Below are 15,548 nucleotides of genomic sequence, written 5' to 3'. Positions count from 1 at the left end.
CTTGATTCCAAAGTCCCGGCCGCTTACCTTGGACCCATCGTTCACCCCGTCATGAAGGAGCGTCTGGGGCAGGTCGGTCAGGCCACGCGATTGGCGGTCTGATCAGGCAATGCCCCGCTGAAAACCGGACTTGGCCAAGAAGCTGTTCATCAAGACCTACGGCTGCCAGATGAACGTCTACGATTCCGCCCGCATGGCGGATGTTCTGGGACCCTTAGGATACGCCAAGACCGAGACGCCCGATGACGCCGATATGGTGATCATCAACACCTGTCATATCCGCGAGAAAGCCGCCGAGAAGGTCTTCTCCGAGCTTGGCCAGTGGCGCCTGCGCAAGCTGGAAGCGCGCCAGGCCGGCGGCGATGTCACGATTGCCGTGGCCGGCTGCGTGGCGCAGGCCGAGGGCGAGGAGATCATCAACCGCGCGCCCTTTGTCGATCTGGTGGTCGGACCGCAGGCCTATCACCGCCTGCCCGAGCTGCTGGCCAAGGCCGAACGCGTGCGCGCCACCAAGACCGGCAAGGGCCGCGGCATTCTCGATACCGAATTCCCGGTCGAATCGAAATTCGATCATCTGCCCGAACAGGTGGCGACGCCGCCCGGTCCCGTCGGCTTCCTCGCCATCCAGGAAGGCTGCGACAAGTTCTGCACCTTCTGCGTTGTGCCCTATACGCGCGGCGCCGAATATTCCCGTCCGGCTTCTGCCGTGCTGGCCGAGGCCGAGCGGCTGATTGCGGCCGGCGCGCGCGAGATCGCGCTGCTCGGCCAGAACGTGAATGCCTGGCATGGCGAAGGGCTGGATGGCAGCACCTGGTCGCTTGGCCGCCTCCTGCGCGAGCTCAACGACCGCCATCCCGATCTGCGCTGGCGCTACACCACCTCGCACCCCCGCGAGATGGATGACGATCTGATCAAGGCGCATGGCGAATTGTCCGGCCTGATGCCCTTCCTGCATCTGCCGGTGCAGTCGGGTTCCGATGCCGTCCTGCGCGCGATGAACCGCGGCCATAAGGCGGAAGATTATCTGCGCATTGTCGAAAAGCTGCGCGCCGCCCGGCCCGATATCGCCCTGTCGTCGGATTTCATCACCGGCTTTCCGGGCGAAACCGACAGGGATTTCGAAGCCACCATGGCTCTCGTGCGCGAGGTCGGCTTCGCCTCCGCTTACTCCTTCAAATACAGCGCCCGTCCCGGCACGCCGGGCAGCCTGATGCCCAATCAGGTGCCGGACGAGGTCAGCTCCGAACGGCTTTACGCGCTGCAGGCCCTGCTGATGGAGCAGGCCACGGCCTTCAACCGCGGCATGGTCGGCCGCCAGCTCGATGTGCTGCTGGACCGGCCGGGCCGCCATCCGGGCCAGCTATTGGGCCGGTCGCCCTATATGCAATCGGTGGTGATCAACGACAGCGCCGCCGCGATCGGCGACCGCGTGACGGTGACGATCACCGCTGCTTCTGCCAGTTCCCTGTCCGGCGAGATTGCCGGCCAGCTTGAGGCTGCGTGACGCGGACGCGGCATAAAGAGTTCTTGAGCACCGAAAGGCTGAAGCCTGTGAGCGAAGCGCGTGGTCCGGACAATGCCGGACAGCCGACTGTTCTGGAATTCGACGACAACCGCCTGCTGGCGCTCTTGTTCGGCGAGCATGACCGTCATCTTGCGCGCATCGAGCAGCAGCTCGGCGTGGCTGTAACCCCGCGCGGCAACCGTCTGATGATCAGCGGCTCGGCCGAGGGTCAGGGCAATGCGCGCCAGGTTCTCGAAGAGCTGTACGGCCGGCTGGAAAGCGGCCGCATGATCGAAATGGGCGATGTCGATGGCGCCATTCGCATGGTCAAGGCCGAAAGCGGCTTGGCCGAACGCAACCCGGGAGGTCCGATGAACGCTCCGATGACGGCCAAAGCGCGCGACCGCAACCCGGCTGCCGGCGACAAGCCGCTGCCGGAAGGCGCGGTGCGCACCACCAAGCGCCTGATCATCCCGCGTTCGCCGACCCAGAAGAAATATCTTTCCGAACTGGCCAGGCATGAACTGGTCTTCGGCCTCGGCCCGGCCGGCACCGGCAAGACCTATCTGGCGGTGGCCATGGCGGTCTCAATGCTGCTGGAAGGCCGCGTCGACCGCATCATCCTGTCGCGTCCCGCCGTCGAAGCGGGCGAACGGCTCGGCTTTTTGCCGGGCGACATGCGCGAGAAGATCGATCCCTATCTGCGTCCGCTTTACGATGCGCTCTACGACATGCTGCCGCCCGAGCGCGTGGTCAAGGGGCTTGAGAGCGGCGAGATCGAAGTGGCGCCGCTTGCCTTCATGCGCGGCCGCACGCTGTCGAACGCTTACGTGATTCTGGATGAAGCGCAGAATACCTCGCCCGTGCAGATGAAGATGCTGCTCACCCGCCTAGGCGAGAATTCGCGCCTGGCGGTGACCGGCGATCTGTCGCAGATCGATCTGCCGATCGGCGTGCCCAGCGGGCTGCGTCATGCGCTGGACATCCTCGAAGGCATCGAAGGCATCTCCTTCGTGCGCTTCTCGGAATCCGATGTGGTGCGCCATTCGCTGGTCACCAAAATCGTGCGCGCTTATGCCCAGCATGAGCAGGATCTCGGCCTGGTCCGTCCGGATGCCTCCGGACGGCCGCGCCGCTGAGGGAGCGCTGCTGCAATCATGTCCGACGGCCCTAGTAGTCCTGGCAGTTCCCGCTCCCGGATCACGATCGATATCCGCATCGCCAGCGCCGGCTGGCGCAAGGCTTTGCCCAATCCGTCAGCCGCCATCCGCCGCGCCGTTCAGGCCGCGCTGAAATCCGAATTGCCCAAAGGCGCCGTCACGGCTTTGAGCATCCTGCTCACCGACGATGCCGAGATGCAGCAGCTCAATGCCGGCTGGCGCGCCAAGGACAAGCCGACCAACGTGCTGTCCTTTCCCGCTGAATCCGCCGTCGATCCGTCCCGGCCGCCGGAATATCTTGGCGATATCGCGCTGGGGCTGACCACCTGCCGCCGCGAAGCGAAAGAGCAGGGCAAGCGCTTCGCCGATCATGTCGCGCATCTTACCGTGCATGGCGTGCTGCATCTGCTCGGCTACGACCACATGGATGAGGAGCAGGCCAATGCAATGGAGCCGCGGGAAGTGGAAATTCTCGCAGGCCTTCGCATTGCCAATCCCTATCAGGTCATCGTCAAGAAGAGTGTCGCGCGCAACGGCGCGAGAAAGCCGGCTCGTGCGAAATCAGTTGCCAAGAAAGTCGTTGTGAAGAAAACCGTGAAGAAGAAGGTGACAAAGACAACATCCCCAGCCGCGCGGCGGAGGGCGGCATGAGCGAGATACGCGAAACCAACGGCACCTCGACCTTCTGGCGGCGCATGCTGAATCTGCTGCGCGGCCGGCCCAACGAGGAATCCCTGCGCGAAAGCATCGAGGAATTGCTGGAGGAGCATGCAGGGCTGGCGGCAACGCCGGAGGAAACGGCTGAGCGCGCCTTGCTGCGCAACGTGCTGGAAGTCGGCGAGATGCGGGTCGGCGAAATCCGCGTGCCGCGCACCGATATTGTCGCCGTGCCGCACGATATCGGTTTCGACGATCTGGTGAAGATGCTGATCGAGGCCGAGCATTCGCGCCTGCCGGTTTATCGCGGCACCTTGGATGACGTGATCGGCATGATCCATGTGAAGGACGTGCTGCCCTATCTCGCCGGCCGCGAAGGCTTCACGCTGGAAAAGGTCACGCGCAAGCTGCTGGTGGTGCCGCCGTCGAAATCGGTGCTCAATCTGCTGCGCGAGATGCGCGATACCCGCACCCATATGGCCATCATCGTTGACGAATATGGCGGCGTGGATGGCCTGGTGACCATCGAAGACCTAGTCGAGCAGATCGTCGGCGAAATCGATGACGAGCATGACGAAACCGAAGGGCCGCTGCTGATCGAGCGCGCCGAAGGGCTGTATGAAGCCCATGGCCGCTGCCCGGTGGAAGATCTCGAAGAAAAACTTGGCCGCACCTTGATCGATCCGGAGGAGGACGAGGAGGTCGATACGGTGGGCGGCCTGATCGTCGCCCATATCGGACGCGTGCCGCATCGCGGCGAGCTGATCGAGCATCCAGCCGGCCTTGCCTTCGAAGTGCTGGATGCCGATCCGCGTCGCATCAAGCGCGTGCGCATCCGCATGGCGCCGCCGCAACAGCCCACCGCAGATGCGGCGTGAGGATGGCTGTCGTCAGCTGCCATGCCAGGATCAAAATGCGATCCCGGCTCGCGCGATGCGAAAAGACATCGCTTGGCCGGGATGGCGGTTGGGATGACGGTTGGGATACTGTCTTGAGTGTTGTCGTCACCCCGGGCTTGATCCGGGGTCCCATTTTTTCCAGCCGATGATGCGCTTGCACCACTTTCTCACCCGGCTGCGGGACCTTGCCGGCTGGCGGCGTGCGCTGCTGGCGGCTTTGCTCGGCGCGCTTTGCGCCGCGGCCCAGGCGCCGCTTTATCTCTGGCCGCTGGCCTTTGTCGCCTTCATCGCCCTGCTGCTGATCAATGGCGGCAAGCCCGGCTGGCGCTCATTCTTCACTATCTATGCCTTCGTCTATGGCTATTTCGTCGCCGGGCTGTACTGGATCGGCATTTCCTTCTTCGTCGATGCCGAACGCTTCGCTTTGCTGGTGCCATTGCCGGTGCTTGGCCTGCCGCTTCTGCTGGCGCTGTTTCCAGCTGGCGGCGCCTGGATCGCGCAGCGGCTGGCGGGGCGCAGCGAGATCTATCGCATTCTGCTCTTTCCGGTCGGATGGACGCTCGGCGAATGGCTGCGCTCCTTCGTGCTGACCGGATTCCCGTGGAATCTGATCGGCTATATCTGGGGCGACTGGCCGGCTGCCATGCAAAGCGCAGCCGTGTTCGGCAGCCATGGCCTCGGCGCGCTGACGCTGTTCGCTGCCGCCGGTCTGACGCTGCTGATCCGGCCGGGAACCAGCCGGCGCGTGCGCATCGCAGCGCTGACTTTGCCAGCGGCGCTGATCGTCAGCATCGCAGCGGGCGGCCTCAGGCTGATCCAGGCGGAACCGGAGACGGTTGCGGGCGTGCAGCTTCGCCTGGTGCAGCCAAGCCTGCCGCAGACGCTGAAATGGCGCGATGAGCTGCGCCAGAAGAATCTGCAGCAGCATGTCGATCTCAGCGTCGCACCGGCTGAAAAGGCGCCGACCCACATCATCTGGCCAGAAACGGCAATTCCCTATCTGCTGGACGAGTCTGATGTCCTGCGCACAAGCCTCGCGCGGCTGGCGCCTCCAGGCGGCGCGCTGATCGCTGGCAGCATCCGCCGCAGCTTCGATGCCGAGCAGAAGCTGGCTGTCTACAACAGCCTCTTCGCCCTCGACGAGGCGGGCGAGATTCAGGCGCGCTATGACAAGCTGCATCTGGTGCCGTTCGGCGAATATCTGCCGTTCCGCCGCTGGCTGGCGCCGCTGGGGCTCGATGCGCTCGCGGTTGGCAGCGTCGATTTCTCCGATGGCGGCCCGGCTTCGCCGGTTGCCATTCCGGGCCTGCCGTCCAGCCGCGTCCTGATCTGCTATGAGGCGATCTTTCCGGCCGAGATTGTGCCGCGCGGCGAGGCGCGGCCGGGCCTGTTGCTCAACATTACCAACGATGCCTGGTTCGGTTATTCCTCAGGGCCATATCAGCATTTCGCCGCCTCGCGCTTTCGCGCTGTCGAACAGGGGCTGCCGCTGGCCCGCGCCGCAAATAACGGGGTGAGCGCCATCGTCGATTCGTACGGCCGCGTGATTGCCAGGCTCGATCTGGATGAGGTCGGCACAGTGGATGGCCCGCTGCCCGTCGCGCTGCCGCCCACGCCCTATGCGGGCTGGGGTGACTGGCCGGTCGTGCTGTTCAGCATGGCGCTACTGTTATTCGCCGCGCTGCTGGGACGCCGGCAGCGGCGGGGATGATCCCCTGCGGTCGATGGCCGCAGTTCGGTCACAGCTTCCGCTTGACCCCCGGGGCAAGCTCTGCGAAATAGCGAGACCTTTTCGAGTTTCCCAATCCCGGCGTGCGCCAAGCGTCGGTGCGGGACGAAAGTGACTTCGGGCCGGTTGGCGCGGCCGCTTGAGGAGAATAACAACGTGGCGCGTAACAACTCTTCTTATCTGTTCACCTCCGAATCGGTCTCGGAAGGCCATCCGGATAAGGTCTGCGACCAGATCTCCGATGCCGTGCTCGATCTCTTCCTGAAGGAAGATCCCTATGCCCGCGTCGCCTGCGAGACGCTGACCACCACCAACCGCATCGTGATCGCCGGCGAAGTCCGCGGCCCGAAGAGCCTGGTTTCGAAGTCGGGCGCGGTGAACAAGAAGAAGATCGAAGAGGTCGCCCGCGCCACCGTCAAGAAGATCGGTTACGAGCAGGACGGCTTCCACTGGAAGAAGGCCAAGGTCGATGTGCTGCTGCACGGCCAGTCGGCCGACATTGCCGTTGGCGTCGATGCCGCCGGCAACAAGGACGAGGGCGCCGGCGACCAGGGCATCATGTTCGGCTTCGCCTGCAACGAGACGCCGGAACTGATGCCGGCGCCGATCCAGCTGTCGCACAACATCCTCAAGCTGCTGGCCGAAGCGCGCCACAGCGGCAAGGAGCCGCTGCTGGGCCCGGATGCCAAGAGCCAGGTCACGCTGCTCTACAAGAACGGCAAGCCGACCGGCGCGACCGCCATCGTCGTCTCAACCCAGCATCTGCCCAAGGACAAGAAGGGCCGCGAGCTTGAGTCCGGCGACATCAAGCGCATCGTGAAGCCCTACGTGCTGAAGGCCCTGCCGAAGGGCTGGATGTGCGATGACGAGCATTTCTACGTCAACCCGACCGGCCGTTTCGTCATCGGCGGTCCGGACGGCGATGCCGGCCTGACCGGCCGCAAGATCATCGTCGACACCTATGGCGGCGCGGCCCCGCATGGCGGCGGCGCCTTCTCGGGCAAGGACCCGACCAAGGTCGACCGCTCGGCGGCTTATGCGGCCCGCTATCTGGCGAAGAACGTGGTTGCCGCCGGCCTGGCCGAGCGCTGCCTGATCCAGCTGTCCTACGCCATCGGCGTGGCGCATCCGCTGTCCGTCTATGTCAGCACCTTCGGCACCAGCAGGGTCGACGAGACCAAGATCGCCAAGGTGCTGCCCGATCTGATGAACCTGTCGCCGCGTGGCATCCGCGAGCATCTCAAGCTCAACCGGCCGATCTATGCCCGCACCGCCGCTTACGGCCATTTTGGCCGCAAGCCGGACAAGGATGGCGGCTTCTCCTGGGAGAAGACCGATCTGGTCAAGGACCTGAAGTCGGCCTTCAACATTCGGTAAGTGAGCGACCATACGCGTAATGACGCGGCCGCGTCGCGGCGCCTGATCTATGGGCGCCGGCGCGGCCGCAAACTTTCTCCGACCCGCGAAACGCGGATGGCCGGCTGGCTGCCGCGTGTCAGCTTCCAGTTGCCTGCGCCGGGCACGGCGCTCGATCCGGCGTCGCTGTTTGGCGCGCCCATGCGCGAATACTGGGTCGAAGTGGGTTTTGGCGATGGCGGGCATCTGTTTGCCCTGGCCGAGCGGCATCCCGAGATCGGTTTCATCGGCGTCGAGCCTTACGAGCATGGTGTGGCCAAGCTGGTGACGCGCATTGCCGAGCGCATGGAGCAGGGCGGCGCCGACAATATCCGCATCCTGATCGATGATGCCCGGCTGCTGCTCAAGGCTTTGCCAAAGAATTCCGTGCAGCGCGGTTTTGTATTGTTTCCCGATCCCTGGCCGAAGAAGCGCCATCAATGGCGCCGCATCGTCAACGCTGAAACGCTGGCCGATTGGGCAGGCCTGATCCCCTCAGGCGGCGAGCTGCGGCTGGCCACCGATGTACCCGATTATCAGCGCTGGATGCTGCGTCATGTGCTGGCCGAGCCGCGGTTTGTCTGGACGGCGGAACGCAGCGTGGACTGGCTGCGGCGGCCAGACGATTGGCCGGCCAGCAAATACGAGCAAAAGGCCATCGCCGCCGGGCGCACGCCGCATTACTATCGCCTGCGGCGCATCTGAGCAAAACCCGGGAGGAGGCGTCATGCCGGTTCGCCTCGGGGCCGCCGCGGCGATGGCGGCCATCCTGGCCACATTGGTGGTGTTGATCGTGCGGGCCATCATCGACCCGCCGGTGGTACCCAATATCGCCAGCCGCGAAGCCTTCCTGTTTCAGATGATCGGCATCGGCTGCGTGGCGGGGCTGGTTTACCAGCTGATCTTTTTGTGGCTCGGCGTGCCCAGCTATCGCGGCGGGCTGGCCTGGGGCCTGGGCGGTTTTGCGGCCGCTGTCCTCGCGCCTTTGCTGTCATTGCCCGACCAGCCGGCCGGGGTGATGCCGGCGGGCGATGGAGGCGCCCTGCTGTTTTGGAGTTTTGTGGTTGCGGTCAGCGGTGCGGGGCTGATGCTGCTGTTGCTGGGCCGGGGCAGACAGCGCCTGTTCGGTCTGGCACTGCTGCTGGCGCCGCCGCTGGTGGCGCCGGCTTCCACCTGGCGGGAGCAGACGGGCTATGCCGAAACCCCGCCCGGCGATGTCTCCGGTATGCTCACTGTGGATCCGCTCTCTTCCGGATCCGCCTCGCTGGACCCGCTGCCGGACATACCGCTGGAAGCGGCGACGGGTGGCGACACGGTGCTGATGCTGGGGCTGAACCTGCTCTTCTGGCTGCTGCTGGGGGTGTTTTCCGTCCTGGCCAACCGCCGCGTGGTGCAGCGGCGGCCCTGAACGCTCCGATGCCTCTGGCCAAGCGCCGGACTTGGCGTCATTATCCGGCCATATAACCATCCAAATACAGCGATTCGAGGGAGCTTCGGGCCATGCAGGCGAAGACCACCACCACCGCCGGTGCAACCATCGTCAGCCAGCGCAAGGCCGCGACGTTGCTGCAGGTCGGCATGGCAGCTCTGCTTGGCGTCTTTCTGGTCTGGGGCGCGGGATTCTCGCCCATCGCCGCGGTCCACAATGCCGCGCATGACGCCCGCCATTCCAACGGCTTCCCCTGCCACTAATCTTTGCTGAAGCGTTCCGTGGCGCTGTTCCGTAGGATTTTCTGGGTTGCCGCCCTGGCGGGCCTGCTGGCCGGTTTGCTGACCACGGCGGTGCATCACGTCAGCACCGTGCCGCTGATCCTGCAGGCCGAGATTTTCGAAGCCGCCGGCGCGTCCCCGCACGATCATGGGCATAGCCACGGCGCCCATGATCACGGCGCGGCGGGCAGCAGCGATGACGGCCACGCTGATCATCATCACCACGATGATGACGCCTGGGCGCCGGAAGACGGCCTGGAGCGCTTCGGCTACACCGCCCTGGCCCATGTGCTGACCGGGATCGGTTTCGCCCTGCTCTTGGTCTGCGCCTATGTGGTCAGCGGCCGCGAGGTGGGCTGGCGCCAGGGCCTGCTCTGGGGCCTGGCCGGTTTTGCCGTTTTTACCCTGGCCCCGGGACTTGGGCTGCGGCCGGAACTGCCGGGCACCGAAACCGCCCCGCTTGAGGCGCGCCAGATCTGGTGGCTGGCCACCGCGCTTGCCACCGGCGCCGGTCTTGCCCTGATCGTTTTCGGCCGCCGGCCGTTGCTCGCCCTGGCGGGGGTGCTGCTGCTGGTCCTGCCCCATCTCTATGGCGCCCCCCTGCCCGAGACCCATCACAGTGCGGCGCCGGAAACCATGGCGCAGCTTTTCGCCCAGCAGGCTTTTGCCGCCAACCTGTTGTTCTGGGCCGGATTGGGTGCGTTGACCGGCTTTTTTTATCAGCGGTTCCGCTAGGCCGGATCGGCGAAAAGCCTTGCAATCACTGAATTTGCCGCTATAACAGCCTCCAACATTGCTGGCCTGGTCCATGGTCGGATCGGGGATTTGAGATGGGCCGGCGCGGCCCATTTTTTTTGGGTCGGACCCCAAGTCCGGGGCCTCATGCCCGAGGTTCCCGGGCCGGCTGCTGTCAATCGAGGCCAGTTTTCAATCAAGGCCAGTACGACGTTAAGGACGAAGACGCCGAATTCATGGATGCGGCTGATCGGATTGCGAACATGATTACGCCCACGCTCGAAGCGATGGGCTTCCATCTGGTGCGCGTCAAGCTGATTGGCGCGCAGCGGCCGGTGCTGCAGATCATGTTCGAGCGTGAAACCCAGGCGCCGCATGACGGCGGCATCACGGTCGAGGATTGCGCGGATGTCAGCCGCGCCGTCAGCGCGGTGCTCGATGTCGAGGACCCGATTGCCGGGGCCTACCGCCTGGAAGTCTCCTCGCCGGGCCTGGACCGGCCGCTGGTCAAGCCGGCGGACTTCCAGCGCTTCAAGGGCTTTGCGGCCAAGGTCGAGCTGGGCCGTCCGCTGGACGGCCGCAAGCGCTTCAAGGGCCGGATCGAGGGACTGAGCGGCGATAGCGTGCTGCTGCGCGATGAGGACAGCGACACCGAGCAGCGCCTGCCAATCGCCGAAATCGCCAGCGCGAAGCTGATCGTCACCGACGATCTGATCGCCGCGAGCCTGGCGGGCCGTCCGGCGCCAGTGAACTGAGATTAGGTAAGAGAGTTCGAGGAACAGGAACGATGGAAACGGTGACCAGTTTCAACCGGCTCGAGCTGCTGCAGGCGGCCGATGCCGCTGCGCGCGAGAAGGCGATCGACCGCGATGTCGTGCTGATGGCGATGGAAGACGCGATCCAGAAGGCGGCGCGCTCGCGCTACGGTCTGGAAAACGACATCCATGCCGAGATCGACCGCAAGACCGGTGAGATCCGCCTCGAACGGCATCTGCAGGTGGTCGAGAAGGTCGAGAACGACGCCATCGAGATCGGCCTCATCGAGGCGCAGCGCCGCAATCCGGATGCCCAGGTGGGCGACGTGATCGCCGAGCCGCTGCCGCCGATCGATTTCGGCCGCATCGCCGCCCAGACCGCCAAGCAGGTGATCGTGCAGAAGGTGCGCGAAGCCGAGCGCGAGCGGCAGTACAACGAATACAAGGATCGCATCGGCGAGATCGTCAACGGCCAGGTCAAGCGCGTCGAATACGGCAACGTCACCGTCGATATGGGCCGCGCCGAGGCCATCCTGCGCCGCGATGAATTGCTGCCGCGCGAGACGTTCCGCCAGGGCGACCGCGTGCGCGCCTACATCTACGACGTGCGCCGCGAGCCGCGCGGGCCGCAGATTTTCCTGTCGCGCTCGCATCCGCAGTTCATGGCCAAGCTGTTCGCCCAGGAAGTGCCGGAAGTCTATGACGGCATCATCGAGATCCGCGCGGTTGCGCGCGATCCGGGCAGCCGCGCCAAGATCGCCGTGGTGTCGAACGACAACTCGATCGATCCCGTCGGCGCCTGCGTCGGCATGCGCGGCAGCCGCGTGCAGGCCGTGGTGAACGAACTGCAGGGCGAGAAGATCGACATCATCAAGTGGTCGCCCGATCCGGCCACCTTCATCGTCAACGCGCTGGCTCCGGCGGAAGTCGCCAAGGTCGTGCTCGACGAAGAAGCCAATTCGGTGGAAGTCGTGGTGCCGACCGATCAGCTGTCGCTGGCGATTGGCCGCCGCGGCCAGAATGTGCGTCTGGCCTCGCAGCTTACCGGCTATGACATCGACATCCTGACCGAGGAAGAGGAAAGCGAGCGCCGCCAGAAGGAATTCCGCGAGCGCAGCCAGCTCTTCATCGATGCGCTGGATGTGGACGAGACCCTGGCCCAGCTTCTGGTCACCGAAGGCTTCACCAAGGTCGAAGAGCTTGCCTATCTGCCGGTCGAGGAACTGGCCGAGATCGAGGGCTTCGACGGCGATATCGCGCACGAGCTGCATGAGCGCGCGCTCGAATATGTCGAGAAGCTGAACACCGAGCTGGAAGACAAGCGCAAGGCGCTGGGCGTCAGCGACGAGGTTGCCGCCATCGAGGGCCTGACGCCGGCGATGCTGGTGGCCCTGGGCGAAAAGGGCGTGAAGACGCTGGATGATCTGGGCGATCTCGCGGGCGACGAATTGCAGGAAATCGTCGGCGAGGGGCTTTCGAATGAAGATGCGAACGCCATTATTATGGCGGCGCGTCAGCATTGGTTCGACGGCGAGGAGCAGAACGGCGGTTCGGCGGCATAAACCCGGCTCCCGGCAGGAATGCCTGGCGAGGAAAACCATCCTCTGCGCCGGTGTTTGCTGACCGGACAGCGGATGGCGCCGAACCGGATGCTGCGTTTCGCCGTTGATATGGCAGGCGCGGTCATCCCCGACCCGGAACACCGGATGCCCGGACGCGGCCTTTGGCTGGCGCCGGGACCCGGTGCGGTAGAAACAGCAAGGGCCAAGGGCGTGTTTGCCCGTGGCGCCAAGCGCAAGGTGCAGGTGGCGCCGGATCTGGCGGCCCGCGCCCTGGAGGCCTGGACGGCGCATGCCGCTGCCCAGGTCGCCAAAGCCCGGCGTGCCGGGCTGGTATTACACGGTAACGGTGCGGCCGGGGCTGAGACCCTGGCGGTGACGGGGCCGGAAAACGAGCGGCTGCTGTTGCGGCAGGCGCCGTTTAGCCGCCGTGTGGCGGCGGATCTGGCGCTTCTGGCGGCGCTGCGATCCGGGGAAGGTTGACGGGCCAGTGACGCGGTGCGATGAGCTTGGCGCGCCTCGGGCAAGGTGAGCGGTAGTTTTCAAGCGGTAGGCGGAAGCGGATTAGATGAGCGACGTGAACGAGCAGGACAAGGACAAGACGGCAGCCCGGCCCAAGCGGCTGGAGCTGAAGAAGACCGTCGAGACCGGCCAGGTGAGGCAGAGCTTCAGCCATGGCCGGAGCAAGGCGGTGACCGTCGAGGTCCGCAAGAAGCGCACGATCGTGCCGCCGGGCGCCGCCAAGGCCGCTACTCCGGCCGCCGAAGCGCCGGCGGCTGCCAAGCCCGCTGCGCCGGCTGCGCCCGCGGCGCCGAAGCCGGCTGCCCCCGCGCCGACGGTCCATGTTCCCTCGCGCGCCGAGATCCTGGCCGAGCATGAGGCCAAGGCGGCTGCCGAGGCTGCCGCCCGCGCGGCCGAGGCTGCAAAGGCGGCGGAAGCTGCCAGGCCGGCCGAGCAACCCCAAACTGCCTCCGAGCCCGCGACAACTGCTGCTGCCGCTCCGGCGGCCGCGCCGCGTCCGGCCGAGCCGCCGCGTCCTGCTGAAGCGCCGCGCCAGGGGCCGCGCATGACCGCACAGCCGACCGGCGAACTGCGCCCGGGCCGCGATCGCGGTCAGGCTTCGCGTCCGCAGCGTCCGACCGGCATGGTCCTGAAGTCGCTGACCGAGGAAGAGAAGGCCGCGCGCACCCGCGATGCGCTGCTGCGCAGCCGCGTTGGCGAGATGCGCCGTGCGGCCGAAGAGGATATGCGCCGCCGCCAGGACGAGCTGTCGCGCGTCCATGCCGAACGCGAAGCCGCCTTGCGCCGCCAGGCCGAGGAAGAGGCGCGCAAGCGGGCTGAGGAAGAAGCGCGCAAGAAGGCTGAAGCCGAGGCCGCGCGCCGTCTGGCCACGCCCGAGACGACGGCTGGCTCTCCGGCCTCGCCGGGCGCACCGGCGGGCCGCGTCATCGAGGATGAGGATGACGAGGCTGGCGCCAAGCGCCGCGGCGCCAAGGCTGTGGCGCCCAAGGCGACGCCGGGCCGCGGCCGCGATGGCGCCCAGCGCCGCTCGGGCAAGCTGAGCATCACCAGCGCGCTGGATGAGGAAGAGCGCGTGCGTTCAGTGGCGTCGTTCCGCCGCCGCATCGAGCGCGAGAAGCGCGCCCATCACCAGGGCACCGAACAGCAGCAGAAGATTCTGCGCGACGTGGTCATCCCGGAGACGATCACCGTGCAGGAGCTCGCCAACCGCATGGCCGAGCGCGGCGTCGACGTGATCAAGGCGCTGATGAAGATGGGCGTGATGGCGACCATCAACCAGACCATCGACGCTGACACCGCCGAGCTGGTGGTGAGCGAGTTCGGCCACCGCGTGCAGCGCGTGGCGGAATCCGATGTCGAGCTGGGGCTGGGCGGCGAGAAGGATCCGGAAGACGCGCTCAAGCCGCGTCCGCCGGTCGTCACCGTCATGGGCCATGTCGACCACGGCAAGACCTCGCTGCTCGACGCGCTGCGTCAGACCGACGTGGCCAGCGGTGAAGCCGGCGGCATCACCCAGCATATCGGCGCCTATCAGGTGCATCTGAAGTCGGGCAAGGCGATCACCTTCCTCGACACGCCAGGCCACGAGGCCTTCACCCAGATGCGCGCCCGCGGCGCCAAGGTCACCGACATCGTCGTGCTGGTGGTCGCTGCCGATGACAGCGTCATGCCGCAGACGGTGGAAGCCATTCACCACGCCAAGGCGGCCAATGTGCCGATCGTGGTGGCGATCAACAAATGCGACAAGCCGCAGGCCAATCCGCAGAAGGTGCGGCAGGAGCTGCTGAATCACGAGATCGTGGTCGAGCAGCTGGGCGGCGACGTGCAGTCGATCGAAGTCTCGGCCAAGACCAAGCAGGGCCTGGATGCGCTGGAAGAAGCGATCCTGCTGCAGGCGGAAATCCTCGACCTCAAGGCCAATCCCGACCGCAAGGCGGAAGGCGTCGTGGTGGAAGCCAAGCTGGAGCGCGGCCGCGGCAGCGTCGCCACCGTGCTGGTGCAGCGCGGCAGCCTGCATGTCGGCGACGTCTTCGTTGCCGGCACCTCCTGGGGCCGTGTGCGCGCGCTGATCGACGACAAGGGCAAGAATGTCGCCGTGGCCGGCCCTGCCGTGCCAGTCGAAGTGCTCGGCCTGCAGGGCACGCCGGAAGCCGGCGACGAATTCGTCGTGGTCGATAATGAAGGCCGCGCCCGCGAGGTCGCCGAGTACCGCGAGCGCAAGCAGCGCGAAGCCAAGACCGTCGTCTCGGCGCGCGGCTCGCTCGATCAGATGTTCGCCAAGATCAAGGCCGGCGAGCAGAAGGAACTGCCGATCGTCGTCAAGACCGACGTCCAGGGCTCGCTGGAAGCCATCGTCGCGGCAGCCAACAAGCTCAGCACCGACGAAGTCGCGGTGCGCATCCTGCATGGCGCCGTCGGCGGCATCAACGAATCCGACGTTGCTTTGGCGGCGGCCTCGAAGGGCGCCATCATCGGCTTCAACGTCCGCGCCTCCAAGCAGGCGCGCGACCTGGCCGAGCGCGACGGCGTCGACATCCGCTACTACTCGATCATCTACAACGTGCTGGATGATCTGAAGGCGCTGCTCAGCGGCATGCTGGCGCCGACAGTGCGCGAGCGCTTCCTCGGCTATGCCGAGATCCGCGAGGTGTTCAACATCTCGAAGGTCGGCAAGGTCGCGGGCTGCATGGTCACCGAGGGTCTGGTCAAGCGCGGCGCCAAGGTGCGTCTGCTGCGCGACAACGTGGTGGTCCACGAAGGCCAGCTGTCGACGCTCAAGCGCTTCAAGGACGATGTCCGCGAGGTCAAGCAGGGCATGGATTGCGGCATGTCGTTCGAGAATTACGACGACATCAAGCAGGGCGACGTCATCGAGTGTTTCGAACTCGAGACCGTGGCGCGCGAGCTGTAAGCCGCGCGCCAT

14 protein-coding genes are annotated in these 15,548 nt (G+C 65.7%); all 14 read left to right on the top strand.

Translation table 11 applies throughout. The features are described 5' to 3' along the window. Positions 1–130: 130 nt before the first annotated feature. Positions 131–1,504: a tRNA (N6-isopentenyl adenosine(37)-C2)-methylthiotransferase MiaB gene (gene miaB, locus Q0603_RS00465; RefSeq protein ID WP_298720335.1), complete on the top strand. Its 1,374-nt coding sequence runs from the start codon at positions 131–133 to the stop codon at positions 1,502–1,504. A 47-nt stretch (positions 1,505–1,551) separates the two neighbouring features. Next, positions 1,552–2,643: a PhoH family protein gene (locus Q0603_RS00460; RefSeq protein ID WP_298720332.1), complete on the top strand. Its 1,092-nt coding sequence runs from the start codon at positions 1,552–1,554 to the stop codon at positions 2,641–2,643. An 18-nt stretch (positions 2,644–2,661) separates the two neighbouring features. Further along, positions 2,662–3,315 (top strand): rRNA maturation RNase YbeY, encoded by a 654-nt coding sequence (gene ybeY / locus Q0603_RS00455; RefSeq protein ID WP_298720327.1) that lies wholly within the window; start codon positions 2,662–2,664, stop codon positions 3,313–3,315. Further along, positions 3,312–4,199: a hemolysin family protein gene (locus Q0603_RS00450; protein WP_298720324.1), complete on the top strand. Its 888-nt coding sequence runs from the start codon at positions 3,312–3,314 to the stop codon at positions 4,197–4,199. The genes ybeY and Q0603_RS00450 overlap by 4 nt, the downstream gene beginning before the upstream one ends. Before the next feature lie 175 nt (positions 4,200–4,374). Next, positions 4,375–5,931, top strand: coding sequence for an apolipoprotein N-acyltransferase (gene lnt, locus Q0603_RS00445; protein WP_298720321.1), 1,557 nt, complete (start codon positions 4,375–4,377; stop codon positions 5,929–5,931). Between the two features lie 174 nt (positions 5,932–6,105). Beyond that, positions 6,106–7,326 carry a methionine adenosyltransferase gene (gene metK / locus Q0603_RS00440; protein ID WP_298720316.1) on the top strand — a complete coding sequence of 407 codons (1,221 nt, stop codon included), beginning with the start codon at positions 6,106–6,108 and terminating at the stop codon, positions 7,324–7,326. Beyond that, positions 7,327–8,049: a tRNA (guanosine(46)-N7)-methyltransferase TrmB gene (gene trmB / locus Q0603_RS00435; protein ID WP_298720313.1), complete on the top strand. Its 723-nt coding sequence runs from the start codon at positions 7,327–7,329 to the stop codon at positions 8,047–8,049. A gap of 22 nt (positions 8,050–8,071) precedes the next feature. After that, on the top strand, positions 8,072–8,752 hold the full coding sequence (locus tag Q0603_RS00430) for a hypothetical protein (RefSeq protein WP_298720310.1): 681 nt from the start codon (positions 8,072–8,074) through the stop codon (positions 8,750–8,752). Positions 8,753–8,844: 92 nt separating this feature from the next. After that, positions 8,845–9,036, top strand: coding sequence for a CbtB domain-containing protein (locus tag Q0603_RS00425; protein ID WP_298720307.1), 192 nt, complete (start codon positions 8,845–8,847; stop codon positions 9,034–9,036). Between the two features lie 18 nt (positions 9,037–9,054). Next, a complete protein-coding gene (locus Q0603_RS00420) occupies positions 9,055–9,789 on the top strand; it encodes a CbtA family protein (protein ID WP_298720304.1) in 735 nt (244 codons plus the stop codon). Between the two features lie 236 nt (positions 9,790–10,025). Then, a complete protein-coding gene (gene rimP, locus Q0603_RS00415; RefSeq protein WP_298720301.1) occupies positions 10,026–10,544 on the top strand; it encodes a ribosome maturation factor RimP in 519 nt (172 codons plus the stop codon). 32 nt (positions 10,545–10,576) lie between these two features. Beyond that, on the top strand, positions 10,577–12,106 hold the full coding sequence (gene nusA, locus Q0603_RS00410) for a transcription termination factor NusA (RefSeq protein WP_298720298.1): 1,530 nt from the start codon (positions 10,577–10,579) through the stop codon (positions 12,104–12,106). A gap of 18 nt (positions 12,107–12,124) precedes the next feature. Continuing rightward, complete coding sequence (locus tag Q0603_RS00405) at positions 12,125–12,586, top strand: DUF448 domain-containing protein (protein ID WP_298720295.1); 462 nt, start codon at positions 12,125–12,127, stop codon at positions 12,584–12,586. Positions 12,587–12,671: 85 nt separating this feature from the next. After that, positions 12,672–15,536, top strand: coding sequence for a translation initiation factor IF-2 (gene infB, locus Q0603_RS00400; RefSeq protein WP_298720292.1), 2,865 nt, complete (start codon positions 12,672–12,674; stop codon positions 15,534–15,536). The last annotated feature ends 12 nt before the right edge of the window (positions 15,537–15,548 follow it).

It is taken from the genome of uncultured Ferrovibrio sp., assembly GCF_937960835.1.
Taxonomy (GTDB): Bacteria; Pseudomonadota; Alphaproteobacteria; order Ferrovibrionales; family Ferrovibrionaceae; genus Ferrovibrio.
Note: the sequence above shows the minus strand (reverse complement) of the source record. Positions and strands in the feature narration are given on the sequence as shown.

What these genes read in the sequence shown, in the direction of transcription:
- ybeY (WP_298720327.1), top strand. Translation starts at nt 2,662, where the DNA reads ATGTCCGACGGCCCTAGTAGTCCTGGCAGTTCCCGCTCCCGGATCACG.
- Q0603_RS00450 (WP_298720324.1), top strand. Translation starts at nt 3,312, where the DNA reads ATGAGCGAGATACGCGAAACCAACGGCACCTCGACCTTCTGGCGGCGC.
- Q0603_RS00430 (WP_298720310.1), top strand. Translation starts at nt 8,072, where the DNA reads ATGCCGGTTCGCCTCGGGGCCGCCGCGGCGATGGCGGCCATCCTGGCC.
- Q0603_RS00425 (WP_298720307.1), top strand. Translation starts at nt 8,845, where the DNA reads ATGCAGGCGAAGACCACCACCACCGCCGGTGCAACCATCGTCAGCCAG.
- rimP (WP_298720301.1), top strand. Translation starts at nt 10,026, where the DNA reads ATGGATGCGGCTGATCGGATTGCGAACATGATTACGCCCACGCTCGAA.
- nusA (WP_298720298.1), top strand. Translation starts at nt 10,577, where the DNA reads ATGGAAACGGTGACCAGTTTCAACCGGCTCGAGCTGCTGCAGGCGGCC.
- Q0603_RS00405 (WP_298720295.1), top strand. Translation starts at nt 12,125, where the DNA reads ATGCCTGGCGAGGAAAACCATCCTCTGCGCCGGTGTTTGCTGACCGGA.
- infB (WP_298720292.1), top strand. Translation starts at nt 12,672, where the DNA reads ATGAGCGACGTGAACGAGCAGGACAAGGACAAGACGGCAGCCCGGCCC.